Source organism: Hyphomicrobium sp., from assembly GCF_041674905.1.
Lineage (GTDB): Bacteria > Pseudomonadota > Alphaproteobacteria > Rhizobiales > Hyphomicrobiaceae > Hyphomicrobium_B.
Genome location: NZ_JBAYUV010000074.1, coordinates 1 through 3,122, shown reverse-complemented (window position 1 = coordinate 3,122; position 3,122 = coordinate 1). Strand labels below are relative to the sequence as shown.

At 54.7% G+C, this 3,122-nt stretch carries 6 protein-coding genes; all 6 read right to left on the bottom strand.

Features of this window, described 5'->3' with window-relative positions; all coding sequences use genetic code 11:
- Positions 1 to 42: 42 nt before the first annotated feature.
- From WC026_RS17280 to WC026_RS17255, 6 genes are read right to left on the bottom strand one after another with little or no spacing between them, the layout of a single operon-like run.
- Complete coding sequence (locus WC026_RS17280; protein WP_372712249.1) at positions 43 to 843, bottom strand: hypothetical protein; 801 nt, start codon at positions 841 to 843, stop codon at positions 43 to 45.
- Positions 840 to 1,337, bottom strand: coding sequence for a GcrA family cell cycle regulator (locus WC026_RS17275; protein ID WP_372712248.1), 498 nt, complete (start codon positions 1,335 to 1,337; stop codon positions 840 to 842). Before WC026_RS17275 ends, WC026_RS17280 begins: the two co-directional genes overlap by 4 nt.
- Entirely contained in the window at positions 1,338 to 1,880 is a 543-nt protein-coding gene (locus tag WC026_RS17270; RefSeq protein ID WP_372712250.1) for a helix-turn-helix domain-containing protein, read from the bottom strand.
- A 2-nt stretch (positions 1,881 to 1,882) separates the two neighbouring features.
- Positions 1,883 to 2,221 (bottom strand): DUF1064 domain-containing protein, encoded by a 339-nt coding sequence (locus tag WC026_RS17265; protein ID WP_372712247.1) that lies wholly within the window; start codon positions 2,219 to 2,221, stop codon positions 1,883 to 1,885.
- Entirely contained in the window at positions 2,221 to 2,496 is a 276-nt protein-coding gene (locus WC026_RS17260) for a GapR family DNA-binding domain-containing protein (RefSeq protein ID WP_372712246.1), read from the bottom strand. The genes WC026_RS17265 and WC026_RS17260 overlap by 1 nt, the downstream gene beginning before the upstream one ends.
- Positions 2,493 to 2,852 (bottom strand): hypothetical protein, encoded by a 360-nt coding sequence (locus tag WC026_RS17255; RefSeq protein ID WP_372712245.1) that lies wholly within the window; start codon positions 2,850 to 2,852, stop codon positions 2,493 to 2,495. Before WC026_RS17255 ends, WC026_RS17260 begins: the two co-directional genes overlap by 4 nt.
- Positions 2,853 to 3,122 lie beyond the last annotated feature (270 nt).

Here is a 3,122-nt window from a genome sequence, read left to right as displayed (position 1 = left end):
TTTTTGGTCGCCATAAATGATGCTTCGCTAACGATTTCAGCATCATAGCCACTTAGCGAACGGAGATACACCGTCATCATCGTCGCTACTTCGTCCTCTGACGCCCGAAACGACGGGAAGGCTGAGAACATTTCCGCCAGATATTTCGCCTTTAGTTTGTCCAAGCTGTTCATTTTTAAGGCTTTCATCGACATTGCGAATTAGCTTTGCAAGGGCTCCCTTGCCGTAATCGCGTTGTGTCGATGGCCCGGCTCTGGCCTTGAATTTTGCAGCGTCTCTGCGGATAAAACCCTTAGCTGTCAGATTCCAATCGGCTTTTCTAGCAATCGCCCGATTGCTGTTAGCCCCAGCCCAAATTCGCATGTCTTCGAGAATTTCACTCGTTTGACCGCGTGTAAGCCCACGCTCAGCGCCGTAATCGAAAAGCTCTTCGGATGGAGACCAATCATCCGGCAAACACGCTCCAGATTGCCGTTTTTGCTTTTTTGCATTCGGATGGGGGCCTTCCGAAGGAAGGGGGGTAATAATCTTATTTGGAGGACTATCGTTAGATAGTCCGACCGGGAAGACGCATGCGCGCGCGTGGTTATCCTTATATGGCGAAGGCTCTGTCACGGTGTTCTGCGTGACAGTCACGGTGTCACGGTGTTCTGCGTGACAGTCACGTTCTTTTGTCACGGTGTTCTGCGTGACAGAGTCGCGGCGGGCGCGCTGTCTATTGGCTGCGGCGCGGCGCGATCTCTCGCGACGTTCTTCCTCTACCGCTTCGACAAGGCGCAATGTTGATGGTTCGTCATATCCTAATCGCTTCGCCGCCGCGATAAGTAGGGCCGTATCACTCATTCCACACCCGCCCTGATAGAGGTCGCCTGGCGAACTGGACGCATATCGACGCGTCGGCTCGTCGGCACATACGCTATCGCCATATGCCCGGAGCAATACGGAACGCCTTCGCGGGCCGTCGCAGCGCCACAGAAGAGGAATGATGATAGGTCTCGCGGATCGCCATGCGGCCACGCGCATTGACCGTGTGTGCGGTCTAGGAAGCCGACGCCGCCGACAGAAGCGCGTTCGAAAGATGACTCGTCATCGCGCGCGACAATGCGCTCGACAATGTGCTTTTGCGGCTTCGCTACCTTCTTTGGAGGCTCGCCTTTCTTCGGCTGCTTGTATCCTATCTCGCGCTGGGAGATCCCGAGGCGGTTGATCTTGCCGATAACGGCGTTTCTCGTGATACCGTCGCCAAGGATGGCGGCTATCTCGCTACCTGACTTCCCTTGCTGCCAAAGCGATGACGCCATTTCAATGCGCTCCTCTGTCCATGCGAAAAACGCCATCTAGCAACCCCAATAGCAGGACGATGGGCCATGACATCCGAGCGGCAACCGGCTCTTGACGCGATCGATCCTGTAGGCAACTTCCTGGTCTTCCATCTTTCGTTTGATAGCGGCGCAACCGTGCATGACCGTCGAATGGTCGCGACCTCCGATGAGTCTTCCGATGGCAGGGAAGGACATTGGCGTGAGTTGCTTGGCGAGATACATCACGATCTGGCGCGGTATGATGATGTCTTTTGTCCGGCGCGATGACAGGATGTCGCTCATCGGAAGTTCGAATTCGTCGCATACGGCGTCGATGATTTCTCGCAATGAGACGCGTGTTTCCTTCGCGTAAGATGCAGTCAATAGCTCGTCAGGAATCATGTTTTGAGAAGGATCGCGCGTCCAAGCGTCTTCCGTCTCTTTCAACACTGGAAAGTGTTCGACGCGGGACGATTCGTTGAACTGCGGCTTGATGATGCCAGCGGCGACGCGCTCACGATATTTGCGATCAACAATCGCGGCGAGAGGTCCGGTGCGACGGACATAGCTCGCTAACATGCTCACTTCACGACCTCCGTTACCTTGAACCCATATTGAAGCTCGGCGGCGCGCTTACGAAGTCTGTAAGCCGTATCTTTCGCGGTCCCTGAACTTTTCACGTCCTCGATGACTTGCTCTGTCCCGTCGTTTATCCAGTAGGAGAAATCGGCGGTGAATTTACAGAACGGCTTGCCAGAGATGAACGTCTGAAACTCAGGTTGCAATTCCAGATTTGTTATCTTCCCAGCCTTCTCGAATAGCTTTAGAGCAGCATACCGTTGCATCTCGCGTTTGCTGGCGAATGTGACGCCATCAAGCGTTCTCTCTTGCTTAGGTGCGACCGGGAAGCGAGCCGACATTACAGCGGAAGGTCCAACTGCAACGCCGTTGCATATACCTCGACAATCGCCGCGCGTTCCTTCGCGGCTTTCGTCTGTTTCGCGTCGCGCAGTTTGATCTTTACGCATGTGCGGATGGCATAGGCGTCAAACCCGGCATCCTTAGCCTCAATCAGGATTTCCTTGATCGCTTCCGCGTTGCTGCGTTTCTCGACCTCGAACGTCATGACGCGATCAACGTATGACGCGAGTTCTCTGGCGTTTGGTTGGGAGTTGTGGCCTATTGTGTCAGTCATTTCCCTAACGCCTTTCTCGCCTCGATAAGCGCAGTCTCAGCGCGCAAAACGTCAATTTCACCAGCACGGCGATACGCCAAACGAGCAGTTGCAAGTTCGCCCTCAAGCTGCGCAATCTTCTTCTCGATCCGCCGGACGAGATACGCATTAATGCGGTCAACAAGCCTCTCGACATGGACGAGGCGTCCTCTTTGCAGATTGTCTAATGATCCGGGTGCAACGCTCATCTCTCTTGCGACGATCTTGCGCGCCTCGGGTTTTTTCACCCCGCGCTCGATCATCACTTCGCGGATGATCCGCTCTGAAACGCTCGCAATGCTACTCATCCGATCATCCCTAAATCTCGGATCTTTCATCCAACGTCTCCATGCTCAATTCAGAACATGGAGAGAGACTTCACAGACACAGACACATGGATCAGCATCGGCGTTGCAGCGCGCGATGTGATCGCGGAATTAAACCGGACTTGCACCGCCGGTACGGCCCTTCCACGGACGGCGACATGCAGCGCGGGAGGGCCACACATAACCGTGCAATTCAAATCCGAAAAAACCGCCAAGGACGAAAGGTCTAGCGTCCGTCCTTGGCGGCAAGTGAGCGCGTCTGAGGATGCGGGAGGCAAATCG

Coding starts and splice junctions, on each gene's coding strand:
- WC026_RS17280 (WP_372712249.1), bottom strand. CDS start 843: ATGAGTGATACGGCCCTACTTATCGCGGCGGCGAAGCGATTAGGATAT.
- WC026_RS17275 (WP_372712248.1), bottom strand. CDS start 1,337: ATGGCGTTTTTCGCATGGACAGAGGAGCGCATTGAAATGGCGTCATCG.
- WC026_RS17270 (WP_372712250.1), bottom strand. CDS start 1,880: ATGTTAGCGAGCTATGTCCGTCGCACCGGACCTCTCGCCGCGATTGTT.
- WC026_RS17265 (WP_372712247.1), bottom strand. CDS start 2,221: ATGTCGGCTCGCTTCCCGGTCGCACCTAAGCAAGAGAGAACGCTTGAT.
- WC026_RS17260 (WP_372712246.1), bottom strand. CDS start 2,496: ATGACTGACACAATAGGCCACAACTCCCAACCAAACGCCAGAGAACTC.
- WC026_RS17255 (WP_372712245.1), bottom strand. CDS start 2,852: ATGAAAGATCCGAGATTTAGGGATGATCGGATGAGTAGCATTGCGAGC.